At 71.6% G+C, this 12,724-nt stretch carries 14 protein-coding genes; 12 read left to right on the forward strand and 2 right to left on the reverse strand.

Annotation, left to right across the window (positions count from 1 at the left end; all coding sequences use genetic code 11):
- Nucleotides 1-766, forward strand: a 766-nt coding sequence (locus ABT381_RS32190) for a TerD family protein (RefSeq protein ID WP_502965731.1), incomplete at its 5' end; no start/stop codon positions are given.
- Between the two features lie 48 nt (nucleotides 767-814).
- On the opposite strand, the gene ABT381_RS32195 is transcribed toward ABT381_RS32190, so the two are convergent.
- Nucleotides 815-2,170 (reverse strand): glycosyltransferase, encoded by a 1,356-nt coding sequence (locus ABT381_RS32195; protein ID WP_351600459.1) that lies wholly within the window; start codon nucleotides 2,168-2,170, stop codon nucleotides 815-817.
- A gap of 95 nt (nucleotides 2,171-2,265) precedes the next feature.
- Here ABT381_RS32195 and ABT381_RS32200 point away from each other — a divergent pair, with 95 nt between their 5' ends.
- The 3 genes from ABT381_RS32200 (at nucleotide 2,266) to ABT381_RS32210 (ending at nucleotide 4,479) form a co-directional block, all read left to right on the forward strand.
- Entirely contained in the window at nucleotides 2,266-3,078 is an 813-nt protein-coding gene (locus ABT381_RS32200; protein ID WP_351600461.1) for a glutamate racemase, read from the forward strand.
- A gap of 177 nt (nucleotides 3,079-3,255) precedes the next feature.
- Nucleotides 3,256-3,927: a hypothetical protein gene (locus ABT381_RS32205; RefSeq protein ID WP_351600463.1), complete on the forward strand. Its 672-nt coding sequence runs from the start codon at nucleotides 3,256-3,258 to the stop codon at nucleotides 3,925-3,927.
- A gap of 72 nt (nucleotides 3,928-3,999) precedes the next feature.
- Nucleotides 4,000-4,479, forward strand: coding sequence for an NUDIX hydrolase (locus ABT381_RS32210; protein ID WP_351600465.1), 480 nt, complete (start codon nucleotides 4,000-4,002; stop codon nucleotides 4,477-4,479).
- 47 nt (nucleotides 4,480-4,526) lie between these two features.
- Here the strand turns inward: ABT381_RS32210 and ABT381_RS32215 are convergent, their stop codons facing one another.
- Nucleotides 4,527-5,567: a LacI family DNA-binding transcriptional regulator gene (locus ABT381_RS32215; RefSeq protein WP_351600467.1), complete on the reverse strand. Its 1,041-nt coding sequence runs from the start codon at nucleotides 5,565-5,567 to the stop codon at nucleotides 4,527-4,529.
- Nucleotides 5,568-5,878: 311 nt separating this feature from the next.
- Between ABT381_RS32215 and ABT381_RS32220 the strand changes: the two genes are divergently transcribed.
- From ABT381_RS32220 to ABT381_RS32255, 8 genes are all read left to right on the forward strand, one after another.
- Nucleotides 5,879-7,309, forward strand: coding sequence for a sugar porter family MFS transporter (locus tag ABT381_RS32220; protein WP_351600469.1), 1,431 nt, complete (start codon nucleotides 5,879-5,881; stop codon nucleotides 7,307-7,309).
- Nucleotides 7,310-7,484: 175 nt separating this feature from the next.
- Nucleotides 7,485-8,495, forward strand: coding sequence for a sugar phosphate isomerase/epimerase family protein (locus ABT381_RS32225; RefSeq protein ID WP_351600471.1), 1,011 nt, complete (start codon nucleotides 7,485-7,487; stop codon nucleotides 8,493-8,495).
- A 276-nt stretch (nucleotides 8,496-8,771) separates the two neighbouring features.
- Nucleotides 8,772-9,905, forward strand: coding sequence for a YihY/virulence factor BrkB family protein (locus tag ABT381_RS32230; protein WP_351600473.1), 1,134 nt, complete (start codon nucleotides 8,772-8,774; stop codon nucleotides 9,903-9,905).
- 59 nt (nucleotides 9,906-9,964) lie between these two features.
- On the forward strand, nucleotides 9,965-10,444 hold the full coding sequence (locus tag ABT381_RS32235) for a phage holin family protein (RefSeq protein WP_467753972.1): 480 nt from the start codon (nucleotides 9,965-9,967) through the stop codon (nucleotides 10,442-10,444).
- Nucleotides 10,441-10,860: a DUF3618 domain-containing protein gene (locus ABT381_RS32240; protein ID WP_351600475.1), complete on the forward strand. Its 420-nt coding sequence runs from the start codon at nucleotides 10,441-10,443 to the stop codon at nucleotides 10,858-10,860. Before ABT381_RS32235 ends, ABT381_RS32240 begins: the two co-directional genes overlap by 4 nt.
- Nucleotides 10,857-11,123: a DUF4235 domain-containing protein gene (locus tag ABT381_RS32245; RefSeq protein ID WP_030251036.1), complete on the forward strand. Its 267-nt coding sequence runs from the start codon at nucleotides 10,857-10,859 to the stop codon at nucleotides 11,121-11,123. The genes ABT381_RS32240 and ABT381_RS32245 overlap by 4 nt, the downstream gene beginning before the upstream one ends.
- Before the next feature lie 162 nt (nucleotides 11,124-11,285).
- Complete coding sequence (locus ABT381_RS32250) at nucleotides 11,286-11,477, forward strand: DUF6381 family protein (protein ID WP_351600478.1); 192 nt, start codon at nucleotides 11,286-11,288, stop codon at nucleotides 11,475-11,477.
- Nucleotides 11,478-11,686: 209 nt separating this feature from the next.
- Nucleotides 11,687-12,523 carry an undecaprenyl-diphosphate phosphatase gene (locus ABT381_RS32255; RefSeq protein ID WP_351600479.1) on the forward strand — a complete coding sequence of 279 codons (837 nt, stop codon included), beginning with the start codon at nucleotides 11,687-11,689 and terminating at the stop codon, nucleotides 12,521-12,523.
- Nucleotides 12,524-12,724: the final 201 nt, after the last annotated feature.

Here is a 12,724-nt window from a genome sequence, read left to right on the forward strand (position 1 = left end):
GCCCGCGGCGGCTCCAGGGGCGCCCGCAGCGGCGCCGGCGCACGCCGTGCCTCAAGGTCAACCCGCCGCGTCAACTCCCGCGCCCCCGGCGCACGGAATGGGCACGCCCGCCCCCGCTCCGGTACGCCTGTCGAAAGTCACCCTGACGAAGGATGCCCCCGCCGTTTCGCTGACGAAGCAAGGGGGCACCTCGGGCGCGATGCGGGTGAACCTCAACTGGCAGACCCGCCCGCAGCCCCCGGGATCGGGGTGGGGCCGCAAGATCGGCCGTGCGCTCGCCGGCCCCGCGGCCCTCGACCTCGACCTGTGCGCGCTGTACGAGCTGACCGACGGCAGCAAGGGCGTCGTACAGGCCCTCGGCAACGCCTTCGGCTCCCTGCACGCCCCGCCGTTCATCCACCTCGACGGCGACGACCGCACCGGCGCCGTGGCCGCCGGCGAGAACCTCACGGTCAACCTCGACCAGCAGCGCCTCATCAAGCGGATCCTGTTCTTCGTCACCATCTACGAAGGCGCGCGCAGCTTCGCCGACCTGAACGCCACGGTCACCCTCACACCGCAGCGCGGCGCCCCCATCGACTTCTCCCTCGACGAGTGCACCGTCCCCTCCAACGTCTGCGCCCTGGCGCTGCTCATCAACACCGGCACCGAACTGGTCGTCCAACGGGAGGCCCGCTACCTCGTCCCCGAACGGGGCGTCAGCCCGCAGCGCACGGTGGACCAGGCGTACGGGTGGGGGATGCGGTGGGCACCGGGGCGGAAGTGAGACGGACAGCCGCGCGCGGACCGACGCCTCCGGGCCCCGCCCGCGCCGCTAAGCGCCCTCGGACGCCTCCCCGGGGGCGGTGGTCCCCGCCCCCGTAGGCGGCGCCCCGTACGTCCGCCCTTTCCAGGCGGCGCCGCGCCCCCGGTAGTGCTGCACGGCCGAATCGACCGTCATCAGGAGGTACAGCAGCGCGGTGAACGGCAGCAGGGGAGCGGTCCACGGCGGCTGCCTGTAGTAGCGCAGCATCGGAAGGTACGTTCCGGTCATCACGGCCCACGCCGCGCCTCCGAGCAGCGCGGTCGGCGCGCTGCCGCCCACCGCGCCCGTGAGCAGCGCGACGGGCGGCACCAGATAGACCAGCGCGAGGCCCAGCACCGTGCCCGCCAACAGCAACGGGCTGTGGAGGAGTTGCGCGTACGCGCTGCGCGCCACCATCCGCCATAGATCGGCCAGGCGCGGATACGGGCGCACGCTGTCCACGTGGTCGGCGAGCCCGAGCCAGATGCGCCCCGTGGACGACCCCGCGCGGCCCCCGGAGCGCTTGACGGCGCGGGCCAGTGTCACGTCGTCGATCACCGCGTGCCGGATGCTCGCCGGGATCCCGGCCCGCTCGGCGGCGTCCCGGCGCAACAGCACGCAGCCGCCGGCCGCCGCGGCGGTACGCGCGCCGGGCCGGTTCACCCAGCGGAACGGGTACAGCTGCCCGAAGAAGTACACGAACGCCGGGACGATCAGCCGCTCCCAGAAGTCCGCGACCCGCAGCCGCGCCATCTGCGACACCAGGTCCAGGTCGGCCGTGCGGGCGGCGGAGACGAGCGCGCGCAGGCTGTCCGGCCCGTGCGCGATGTCGGCGTCGGTCAGCAGTACGTACTCCGCGTCCGTACGCTCCCGGGCGAGCGCCATGCCGTGCCGCACGGCCCACAGCTTGCCGGTCCAGCCCGGGGCCGGCTCGCCGGGCGAGGCCACGGTCAGCGGCAGCCCGCCGCGCTCGGCGGCCAGCGCACGGGCCAGCTCCCCGGTCCCGTCCGTACTGCCGTCGTCGACGAGGAAGACCTCGGCCCGCCCCGGGTACGCCTGTGCCAGCACGGACGGCAGGCTCACCGGCAGTACCTCGGCCTCGTCCCGCGCGGGGACGACGACGGCCACGGAGGGCCAGTCCCCGGGGTCTTCGCCGGGCTCTTCCCGAGGCGCCTCGCCGGGCTGCTCTTCGGGGTCTGCGCCCCGCCCGCCCACAGGTGCCGTCCCCGCAGCCTCCGTAGGTACGGCGCGCTCCCTGCATACCGTGCGCGAGGGCGGCCTACGTGCGGTGCCCGGTGGCAGTCGCACATCCGTCCGCCAGAAGAAGCCCTGGCCCATCAGGAGCCAGACCCACGCCACCAGAGACGCCCCAGCGATCCACGCCATCACAGCCACCCCGGCAGTCTGCCCCATGGCGCGGCGGGCACCCGGGACCCGGCCCGGTGCGGCCCGTACCGGGGCCCGCTGAGTAAGGTGTCCGGGTGAAGATCGCACTCATGGACTCCGGTGCCGGCCTGCTCGCGGCCGCCGCGGCCGTGCGGCGGATGCGCCCCGACGCCGGCCTCGTCCTCTCCTGCGACCCCGACGGCATGCCCTGGGGCCCGCGTACACCCGCTGACCTCACCGAGCGCGCGCTCGCCGTGGCCAGAAACGCCGCGGCGCACAAGCCGGACGCCCTGATCGTCGCCTGCAACACCGCCTCCGTCCACGCGCTGCCCACGCTGCGCGCCGAGCTGGAGCCGGAGCTGCCGGTCGTCGGGACCGTCCCCGCGATCAAGCCGGCGGCGGCCGGCGGCGGCCCGGTCGCGATCTGGGCCACGCCCGCCACGACCGGCAGCCCGTACCAGCGCGGCCTGATCCGGGCCTTCGCGGCGGACATCGACGTCGCCGAGGTGCCCTGCCCCGGTCTCGCCGACGCGGTCGAGGCGGCCGACGACGCGGCCATCGCCGCCGCGGTCGCCGCCGCGGCGGCGCTCACCCCACCGGACGTACGGACCGTGGTCCTCGGCTGCACGCACTACGAGCTGGTCGCCGACCGCATCAGGGACGCGCTGCAGCGCCCGGAGGGGCCCGCGCTCACGCTGCACGGTTCCGCCGAGGCCGTCGCCGCCCAGGCGCTCCGCCGCATCGGTGCCCAGCCGGCTCCGGCGGCCACGCCCAGCGGCGATCTGACCGTGATCCTCAGTGGGCGCACCGCCGCGCTTCCGGAGGCGGCCCTCGCCTACGAAGAGGGCAGGCTGCTCTCCGGTATCCCCGCGATCGGCGAACCGGCGGCCGCGGGACCGGCCTGCTAGGAGGGAGCCCAGGGGGCCCCAGGGGACGCGGCGCAACGAGGTCGGCCCGTTACGGAACGCGCCAATCGAACGACCGGCTCCGTCTCCGTATGAGCAATCGGTGCCTCCTGTCTCACGCGTCACAGAGAGTCGCGTTGCCCGCTGCCGGGCGGAGCCAGTACGCGTACGCTGCCAACCATGAGGGACCACCCCCAGGAGGGGGCAGCAGCCCCCGACAGCAGCGACGCCCGCCCGGCCCGGCACTCCGAGCACGGTCACGGCGGCGCGCCCGCCCCTGACCGGCCGTCCGCGGAGTCCCACGGTGTGCGGGACGACGCGCCGTGCGCCTCCGTGCCCGACGTCTGGCACGGGCGCGCGACCAATCGCTTCCAGTGGCTGCTGGCCGCGGTCGGCGCGGCCTGTATGGCGCTCGGCATCGAATTGGCGGTCGACAACGCCTGGACGTCGGGCCTCACCGCCCTGGTGATGGCCGTCGTCGGCTGTGTCGCCGCCGGGCTGCTCGTCCTCTTCGGCACGCTCGCCTTCGTGCACGTGGCCGTGCGGGTCGACAAGGACTGCCTGGAAGTGCGCTGCGGGCACATGGGGCTGCCGCGCCGCCGCATCCCGCTCTCGCACGTGGTCGACGTCGACTTCGCGCCCCGCGTCACGCCCTGCCACTGGGGCGGCTGGGGCTACCGCTGGCGCCCGGAACAGGGCACGGGCGTGATCGTGCGCCGCGGCGAGGCGGTGATCCTCCGGCTCGGCGACGGCCGTACCTTCACCGTCACCGTCGACGACGCGGAGGCCGCGGTGCGCTGCATCCGCTCCCGCCTCGGCCTCCAGCCGAAGCCGGCCCACGGAGCCGCGTAGCCGAGGCCGGCTCAGCCGCAACGCCCCGGAAGCGTTTCGTCCGCTCCCGGGATGGTCGTTAGGGTGCGGGGCATGGCGACACCCGACTTCATCCGCGAAATCCGCGCGACCGCCGGCCACCAGCTGCTCTGGATGCCCGGCGTCAGCGCCATCGTCTTCGACGACGAGGGCCGGGTGCTGCTGGGACGCCGCGTCGACAACGGCCGCTGGTCGATCATCGGCGGCATCCCCGAGCCGGGCGAGCAGCCCGCCGTCACCGCCGTACGCGAAGTCCACGAGGAAACCGCCGTCCACTGCGTCCCCGAACGCCTCCTCCTGGTCGAGGCGCTGCAGCCGGTCACGTACCCCAACGGCGACCGCTGCCAGTTCATGGACATCTGCTTTCTCTGCCGGGCGGAGAGTGGCGAAGCCCGTGTCAACGACGATGAATCACTCGAGGTTGGCTGGTTCGAACTCGACGCTCTGCCCCCGCTGGACGAGTTCGCCCTGCACCGCATCAAGCTGGCCAAAGAGGAAGCGCCGACTTGGTTCCAGGGCATCGGCGAGGCGTAAGAGCCGTACGTCCGGGGCCCACGCCGCGGTGTCAACGTGTCACACGGTTACCGGGCTCTCGTACTGATTGGCGGCTCGCCGCTCCGAGGCGGCGCCGTGGATGCCCGTACCACCAGCTTCGGGTCCAGTACCGCCTCCTGCGGCTCCACCCCCTGTCCTTCGAGCCGTTCGACGACGAAGCGCACGGCGCGCTCGGCCAGCAGGGCCGGGTCCTGGCGGACCGTTGTGAGGCCGATGGGCATGAGGTGGGACAGGTGGCTGTCGTCGTAGCCGACGACCGAGAGGTCGTCCGGTACGTCGATGCCGGCCCGGGTGAATGCCATCAACAGGCCCAGCGCGCAACGGTCGTTGCCCGCCAGGACGGCCGTGGGCAGGCTGTCCTCCGCCAGTAGCAGACGGGCCGCCGCGACGCCCGCGTCCTCCGTGTGCCGGCCGGGCAGGACGCGTGTTTCGGCGGCCAGGCCGTGCCGGCGCATCGCCGCGCGGTAGGCGCGGCGGCGCTCGGCCGAGCCCGGGTCGCGGCCGCCGTCGACATGGACGATCCGGCGATGGCCGAGGCCGATGAGGTGAGCCATGGCCTGGCGTACCCCCTTGGCCTCGGCGGTGTGCACATTGTCGATGCGGGCGCCCACGATGCGACGGCCGACCGATGCGGCGACCGTGCGCTGCCCGAGAGCGTCGAGGTAGGCGGGATCCGAGGCGGGGCCGAGCAGGATCAGCGCCTCGCAACGGTGGCTGAGCAGTGCCTCGACGGCCTTCTGCTCGGAGCGGCCGGGGGCGTTGGCGGACAGCAGTACGTCATAGCCGCGCCGTTCGGCCTCCGGGTAGACGGCCTCGACGAGGTCGGCGTCGAAGGGCTGGTGCACGGTGAGCAGCACGCCGAGCGTCCGGCTGCGGCCCCGGGCGAGCAGCCGGGCGGCGTTGTCGGGGCGGTAGCCGAGCTCGTCCGCGACGCGCCGCACGCGCTCGCGGGTTTCCCGGCTCGCCCCCGGGCGGTCGCGGAAGACGAGGGAGACCAGGGCTCTGGACACCCCTGCTTTCTCCGCGACGTCGGACATGGTGGGGCGCCGCTCGCCTGATATGTCCATCTTTGCCCCATCCTTTCGAGCTGCATCACGCGGGAAAGCTCTGCGCAACGACCTATTGACATGACATTTGCGCGAGGGCAATCATACTGCGGACTAGAGCGCGCTAGTAGAGCGCGACAGCCACTGTCGTCGGCCCACTGTCATCGCCTACTGCCCTCGCCCACGGATTCCCGGTCCGAACCCACGGGGCCCGAGGAGTGAGGGGGCGAAGGCGCCGTCGATGTACTGCCCGTCGCCGTCCGTGCCCGCGTCCGCCCGGCCGACTGCGGCCTTCCGGAGCCCGACACCCGATCGATCGGTAGGAGGTGGCCATGGACGTCAGGGACGACGCGATGGCCCACACCGCACCACCCGCCCGCACAGGAGACACACCGCGCCCCGTGACACGCCGGCTGCGGGTCGTCACCGTCATCGCCACCTTCGGTGGACTGCTCTTCGGCTACGACACCGGCGTCATCAACGGCGCACTGCCGTACATGAAGGACGACCTCGGCCTCACTCCCCTCACGGAGGGCCTGGTCACCAGCTCTCTCCTGCTCGGCGCGGCCCTGGGGGCGGTCGTCGGCGGAAGGCTCTCGGACGCCCGAGGCCGGCGCCGCAACATCCTGTTCCTCGCCGTGCTGTTCTTCGCGGGGGCGCTGGGCGCCACACTCGCGCCCGACACCGCAGTGATGATCGCGGCGCGCTTCGTGCTCGGCCTCGCGGTGGGCGGTGCGTCGGTGACCGTGCCGGTGTATCTCGCGGAGGTCTCGCCGGCCGAGCGCCGTGGCGCACTCGTCACCCGCAATGAACTCATGATCGTCAGCGGGCAGTTGCTGGCGTTCACCTCGAATGCGGTCATCGCCCACGTCGGCGGCGAGTCCGGCGGCGTCTGGCGCTGGATGCTGGTGATCGCGACAGTGCCCGCCGTGGTGCTGTGGTTCGGGATGCTGGTGATGCCGGAGAGTCCGCGCTGGCTGGCCGCGCAGGGCCGCTTCAACGACGCCTTCGAGGTACTGAAGCAGGTCAGGTCCGAGCAGCGGGCCGAGGCCGAGCTGGGCGAGGTCACCGCGCTCGCCGTCAAGGACGAGCAGGAGAAGCTGGGGGGCTGGCAGGACCTCAAGTCCACCCCGTGGATCCGCCGGCTGATGTGGGTGGGCTTCGGCATCGCCGTCGTACAGCAGATCACCGGCGTCAATACGATCATGTATTACGGCACGCAGATCCTCACCGACGCCGGGTTCGCCGCGGAAGGCGCGCTGACGGCGAACATCGCCAACGGCGTGATCTCCGTTCTCGCCACCTTCGCCGGCATCTGGCTGCTCGGCCGGGTCAACCGTCGACCCATGCTGATGGCCGGTCAAATCGGTACGACCAGCGCCCTGTTGCTCATCGGCGTCTTCTCGTACACCATGCCGGCGGGCGACGGACGTGCCTACGCCGTGCTCGCCATGACCGTCACCTTCCTCGCGTTCCAGCAGGGCGCGATCTCCCCGGTCACCTGGCTGATGCTCTCGGAGCTCTTCCCGACGCGGATGCGGGCCTTCGGCATGGGCATCGCCGCCGTGGTGCTCTGGCTGACCAACTTCGCGATCGGGCTCGCCTTCCCCTCGCTGGTCTCCGGGGTCGGCATCTCCCGCACCTTCTTCATCTTCGTGGCGTTCGGCCTCCTGGCTCTCGCCTTCGTGAAGCGGTACGTCCCCGAGACCAAGGGCCGCTCCCTGGAAGCCCTCGAAACGGAACTCCGCAACCGCTACTCCTGAATTCCCGCCCTCGGGCCCGCGAGGCGGCGGTCGACCGGGTCCGCCTGTGGCTTCGCCTGGGAGGAACGCGCCCGCGAATCCTCCGCTTTCCTGCCCGACCGCGAATCCTCCGCCTTCATGCCCGACCGCGAATCCTCGCCTTCATGCTCGACCGCATCACCAAGGAGCTTGTGCGATGAAACTGGGTATCTACACGGCGATCCTGCACGACCGGCCCCTCGAAGAGGCACTGTCGGCCATCGCCTCACTCGGACTGACCGGCGCCGAGATCAACGCGGGCGGCTTTCTGCCGGCCCCGCATCTGCCGGTCGACATGCTGCTGTCCGGAGCGTTGACCCCCGAGGCCTATCTGAAGCCGTTCGCCGATACCGGCATCGAGCTCACCGGACTCAACGTCAACGGCAATCCGCTGGACCCCGACCCGGTGGCGGGCCCCGCGCACGCCGCCGACCTGCGGCGCGCCATCCAGGTGGCGGGCCTGCTCGGGATCCGTCGTGTCGTGACCATGTCCGGGCTGCCGGCCGCCGAGGCGAGCGGCACCACCCCGGCCTGGAACGTCAACCCCTGGCACAGCGCCTTCCTCGACTCCCTCACCTACCAGTGGGACACCGTCGCCGTCCCCTTCTGGCGGGAGATCGAGGAGCTGGCCGCCGCCCACGGGGTGCAGGTCTGCATCGAGATGCACCCGCAGAACCTGGTGTTCAACCCGGCGACCTTGAAGCGGCTGGTCGAGCGCACCGACGCGACCCACATCGGCGCCGAACTCGACCCCAGCCACCTCTTCTGGCAGGGCATCGACCCGGTGGCGGCCATCGAGGACCTGGGTTCTCTGGTATTCCACGCCGCGGCCAAGGACACCCGGATCAACGCGGACCGGTGCCGGGTCAACGGCGTCCTGGACGACCGCTTCACCAAGGTCACCGCCAACCCGGTCGGACTCGGCGGCCACCACACCCTCAACCGCTGGCCACAGGACTCCAGCTGGGACTTCGTGGCGGTGGGACGCGGCCACGACGAGGCGTTCTGGGGCCGCTTCCTGGACGCACTGCGGCGGGTCGACCCCGACATGGCGGTGAACATCGAGCACGAGGACATGGAACTGGGGCAGATGGAAGGCCTGGAGGTGGCGGCGCGGACGCTGCTCAACGCGTCAGGAATTCCAGCGGTTCGCAGGAATTGCCAGTAGTTGCCAGTAGTTTCTCGTGTCCCGGGGAAAGTCGGCGATGCATTCCGGCCCGTGGGAAATGCGCAGGTGCCCAGGGGCTTCCGCGCGTCCGTTTCGTATGGTGGCGCAGTGGTGGGGCGCTCGCATGTGGAGTGGGGGAGTCGCTGGTCAGTGGGGGTGTGGGGCCGCCATGCGGGTGAAATCCGGGGGCGGTCGCACCGTTCGGGAGGAAATGCCGGCCCGTGGTCCGCGGCGCGGAATCCGTTTCGGTTCGGGGCGGGCGGTTACCCACGACGTATGGCACGGATAACGCGACCGGGGGGCCGGGAGGGCCCCGCTCGCCGCGCCGGTGAGGGCCCCGGGGAACCGACGGCCCGCATACCCGAGGCGCGGCACGAAGCAGGTACGGAGCCGGTTCCGCGCTCGGAGCAGGCCGACCGGCCGGGACCCGATCCGCTCGTCAAGCGGGCGGCGCCCGACGAGCCGACAGAGCTGCCCAAGAAGTCCTGGTGGGCCGTGCTGCGCGGCACGGTCAAGGAATTCAAGGACGACGAGCTGGCCGACCGGGCGGCGGCGCTGACGTACTACGGCGTGCTCTCGTTGTTCCCCGCGCTGCTCGTACTGGTCTCCCTGCTGGGCCTCGCGGGCGAGTCGGCGGGGCGGCAGGTGCTGGACACGCTGCACCGGCTGGCGCCCGGTTCCGTACGGCAGGTGCTCACCAACGCCGTGACGCAGCTGCAGGGCAACGCCGGGGTCGGCTCGCTGGTGGCGGTCGTCGGCCTGCTGGTCGCCCTGTGGACGGCCTCGGGGTATGTGGCGGCGTTCATCCGCAGCTCCAACGCCGTCTACGACGTCGCCGAGGGCCGCCCGATATGGAAGACCCTGCCGCTGCGGCTCGCCCTGACGGTGGTGCTGATGTTGCTGACCATCGTCAGCGCGCTCATCGTGGTGTTCACGGGCGGGCTCGCGCGGCAGGTGGGCACGGCGCTGGGCATCGGTGACACCGCGCTGATGGTCTGGTCGTTCGCCAAGTGGCCGGTCCTCGTGGTCCTGGTCACGACCATGATCGCGATCCTCTACTGGGGCGCGCCCAACGCGAAGGGCCGCGGCGCTCGATGGGTGACCCCCGGCAGCTTCCTGGCCCTGGTCATCTGGCTGCTCGCCTCCGCGGGCTTCGCGGTGTACGTGGGGAACTTCTCCTCCTACAACAAGACGTACGGGACCCTCGCCGGCGTGATCATCTTTCTCGTCTGGCTGTGGATCACCAATCTGGCCATTCTGCTCGGCCTGGAATTCGACGCGGAGCTGGCCCGCGAACGGGCGGTCGCCGGTGGCCATCCGGGCCAGGAGGAGCCGTACGTGGAGCCGCGCGACACCACGAAGTGGAGCGAGGAGGAACGCCGGCGGGCCGAGGCCCCGGGCGAAGCGTGATCCGCACAACGCGGCCACGGAAAGGCAGGTGATCGGTGATGAGTACTGCGGAGAAATCGGTGACGGACACTTCCGGGAGGACTTCCGGGAACCGGACGACGGTGCGCGGTACGCCCACGTATCCGTCCACGGAGCCGCAGCCGCAGCCGCAGCACACCGAGGAGTCGGTGGGCGAGCTGGTCTCCCGCGCCTCGCAGCAGCTCTCGCAGCTGGTACGCGAGGAACTGCAGCTGGCGCAGGCGGAGATGGCGCGGAAGGGCAAGCGGTTCGGCCTCGGTGGCGGGCTGTTCGGCGGCGCCGGCGTGATCGGCTTCCTCGCGCTGGAAGCCCTGGTGGTCGCCATGATCGCCGCCCTCGCGCTGGTACTGCCGGTATGGGCGTCGGCCCTGATCATCACCGGCGCACTCCTGGCGCTCGCCGGAATCCTGGCGCTGACCGGCAAGAAGCAGGTCGCCCGGGCGACCCCGCCGGCGCCCGAACAGGCGATCGCCGGCGTCAAGGCCGACGTCGCCGAGATGAAGGAGAAGGCCCACCGATGACCGGTAAATCCCAGAACAAGCACGCGTCCGAGTCCCCCACACCGGAGCAGCTGCGGGAGCGGGTGGAGCACACCCGCGAGGAGCTGGGCCGGACCGTCGAGGAGCTGGCCGCGAAGGCGGACGTGAAGGCGCGGGCGAAGGAGAAGGCCGGCGACGCCAAGGCCAAGGCGCAGGACAAGGCCGACGACGCCAAGGCCAAGGTCCAGGACGCCGTCGTGCACTCGCGGGCCCGGATCCAGGACAGGACCGCCCACGCGGCGCAGCGGGGTCCCGTTCCCGTGCTGGTCGTGACCGCCGCCGCGGTCCTCGTCTGGCTGCAGGTACGCCGGCATCAGCAGGGCGGCCGGGCCGCGCAGAGCGGTCACCGCCTCAGTGGGGCCGGCCGTCGCAGTACCCGTACCAGGAGGACCCGATGAACGCAGCGAAGATCGCGTACACGCCCGTCGGGGTGGCGCTGGGCGCCCTCAGCGGCATGATCGCCGGGGCGCTGTTCAAGCAGACGTGGAAGCGGATCGGGCACGAGGAGGACACCCCGAGCGCGAGAGATGAGGACCGTACCTGGAAGGAAGTGCTGCTGGCGGCGGCGCTGCAGGGTGCCATCTTCGCCGTCGTCAAGGCGGCCATGGACCGCAGCGGAGCCACCGCCACGCGCCGCATGACCGGGACCTGGCCGGGCTGAGACACGCGCCGCATGACCGGCCGGTGGGCGAACCGGAGGCCGGTAGGCACTCCGGACGCCTCCGGGATGCGGCCGGCCCGGAGAGCTGGTTCGCTGGGAGGGCCCCGTTTTTCTCGGGCGTGGTGTCTCGGACGTGGTGTCTCGGACGTGCAAGGAGTGATCATGGGCATGGACGGTGAGGTCGGCGGCCGGATCCGGCAGATGCGGGACAAGGCGAAGGAACTGTCGCAGGCCGCGGAACAGGCCAGCGATCCGCAGGACCGCAAGCGGCTCCAGGAGAAGGCGCGCAAGCTGGAGAGCCAGGCGGAGCAGGAGTCGAGCATGGGCAGCGGGGACATCTTCCCGATGCAGTGATGACGGCCGCCGCCCGGCGCGCAGCGGCCCCCGCGTGACGGAAGCGTGGCGGGCTGCCCGGCGGGAGGTCTTTTCCATCCTCTACAGTCACGTCCGTCCGCCACACCCGTGGCGGGCGGACGTTTCCGTGAGCGCGCCGCGCGCCGAGTCCGTGAGTGACGCAGGCCGCCCCGCAGCGTCACCCCATCGCCTTCCCGCAAGGACGGAACTTGAGCGCCATCACCATCGGACAGGCCGTCGTTCTCGGCATCGTGGAGGGGGTGACCGAATTCCTGCCCGTCTCCTCCACCGGGCATCTGAAGATCACCGAAGGGCTGATGGACATCCCGGTGGGCGACAAGGCCGTCGTCGCCTTCACCGCCGTGATCCAGGTCGGCGCGATCGCCGCGGTCTTCGTGTACTTCTTCCGCGACATCGTGCGGTTCCTCACCGCGTGGGGCCGCGGCCTCGCCCACCGCGACCAGCGGGACAACCACGACTACAAGTTCACCTGGTGGGTGATCTGGGCGACGATCCCGATCGTGATCGTCGGGCTGGCCGCGAAGCCGCTCATCGAAGGGCCGCTCGCCTCGCTGTGGGTCGTCGCGGGGTCGCTGATCGTCGGCAGCGGTGTGATGTGGGCGGCGGACCAGATGGGCCGGCACAAGCGCGGCGAGGAGGACACCACCTTCAAGGACGCCATGCTCGTCGGCTGCTCGCAGATCCTCGCGCTGCTCTTCCCCGGCTTCTCGCGCTCCGGCGCCACGATGTCCACCGGGCTGATCCTGGACCTGGACCGGGTCGCCGCCACCCGGCTGTCGTTCTTCCTCGGCCTGCCCTCGCTGACCGGCGCCGGCATCTACGAGCTGAAGGACGCGGTCGGCGGCGGGGTGAGCGTGCTGCCGCTCGCGGTGGGCACGGTCGTCTCCTTCGTCGTCGCGTACGCCTCGATCGCGTGGCTGCTGAAGTTCGTCGCCAAGCACTCCTTCAACGCCTTCGTCGTCTACCGGCTGATCATCGGCGTGCTGCTGTTCGGCCTGCTCGGGGCGGGTGTGCTGAACGCCTGACGGTGGCAGCGGCTAGGCTGGGAAGAGCGGTGATCATGTGCACATGCCAGAGGCCCGCCTCTCCACGCCCCAGCCCTCCACGTCTCCTCCCTCCATGCTGAACGAACCGGTCGACTCCGACGTCGATCTCCACGCCCCGCCGCGCCGCGCCCCACGGCGGCCGCGGCAGGGGCCCGTCGTGGCCGCCGTCGCGCTCGGCGG

It is taken from the genome of Streptomyces sp. NPDC000151, from assembly GCF_040301705.1.
In the GTDB taxonomy this organism is placed as follows: domain Bacteria; phylum Actinomycetota; class Actinomycetes; order Streptomycetales; family Streptomycetaceae; genus Streptomyces.

Coding starts and splice junctions, on each gene's coding strand:
- ABT381_RS32205 (WP_351600463.1), top strand. CDS start 3,256: ATGAGGGACCACCCCCAGGAGGGGGCAGCAGCCCCCGACAGCAGCGAC.
- ABT381_RS32240 (WP_351600475.1), top strand. CDS start 10,441: ATGACCGGTAAATCCCAGAACAAGCACGCGTCCGAGTCCCCCACACCG.
- ABT381_RS32220 (WP_351600469.1), top strand. CDS start 5,879: ATGGACGTCAGGGACGACGCGATGGCCCACACCGCACCACCCGCCCGC.
- ABT381_RS32210 (WP_351600465.1), top strand. CDS start 4,000: ATGGCGACACCCGACTTCATCCGCGAAATCCGCGCGACCGCCGGCCAC.
- ABT381_RS32225 (WP_351600471.1), top strand. CDS start 7,485: ATGAAACTGGGTATCTACACGGCGATCCTGCACGACCGGCCCCTCGAA.
- ABT381_RS32250 (WP_351600478.1), top strand. CDS start 11,286: ATGGGCATGGACGGTGAGGTCGGCGGCCGGATCCGGCAGATGCGGGAC.
- ABT381_RS32245 (WP_030251036.1), top strand. CDS start 10,857: ATGAACGCAGCGAAGATCGCGTACACGCCCGTCGGGGTGGCGCTGGGC.
- ABT381_RS32230 (WP_351600473.1), top strand. CDS start 8,772: ATGGCACGGATAACGCGACCGGGGGGCCGGGAGGGCCCCGCTCGCCGC.
- ABT381_RS32195 (WP_351600459.1), bottom strand. CDS start 2,170: ATGGCGTGGATCGCTGGGGCGTCTCTGGTGGCGTGGGTCTGGCTCCTG.
- ABT381_RS32215 (WP_351600467.1), bottom strand. CDS start 5,567: ATGGACATATCAGGCGAGCGGCGCCCCACCATGTCCGACGTCGCGGAG.